1 pseudogene is annotated in these 549 nt (G+C 75.2%); it reads right to left on the bottom strand.

Annotated elements, in window-relative coordinates:
• Window positions 1-547 (bottom strand): annotated as a pseudogene (locus tag RND61_RS32505) (conjugal transfer protein); the annotation flags it as partial.
• Window positions 548-549 lie beyond the last annotated feature (2 nt).

Below are 549 nucleotides of genomic sequence, written 5' to 3'. Positions count from 1 at the left end.
GGCGCTGCACGTCCAGCAGTCGGTCGCCCAGGGCGTGGTCGCCGGTGCCGACCTTGCGGGCGAGCCTCCACGACTTCAGATCCGACCGCTTGCGGACCTTGGCGTGGGGGTGGTGGGTGGAGCGGGCCCGGTGGTAGGCCAGCGCCTGGACGACGGCCGCCGCCCGGCGTTCGGCCTCGGCGTCGCGGCCGTCGCGGTGGACCACGATCCGCCGCGCCAGGAACGCCGCCCCCTCCGCCGCCGCGGTCATGCCCATGGGGGTCAGGGCGTAGATGACCCGCTCCCCATCACTCGTGGCGGCCATGGCCGCCATGACCGACGCCGCGACCGGCAGGGCCCACAGGCCGGCGCGGATCGCCAGCGGGGAGGACTGCCCGAGCATCGTCAGCCCGAGCAGCAGCAGCGCCAGAACGGCGGTCGCGCCCTCACCGGCCGCGACCGCGCCCACCGCCGTCCCCTCGCCGTAGGCGGCCTTGATGTTGCTGTAGGTCCCGTACCCGCCCGCCACACCGGTGGCGACCATCGGCACGAACGCCGCACCCAACACGA

Source organism: Streptomyces tamarix (assembly GCF_032423885.1).
Classification (GTDB): Bacteria; Actinomycetota; Actinomycetes; order Streptomycetales; family Streptomycetaceae; genus Streptomyces; species Streptomyces tamarix.
The sequence above is the reverse complement of the archived record's forward strand: the minus strand, read 5'-3'. Positions and strand labels throughout refer to the sequence as shown.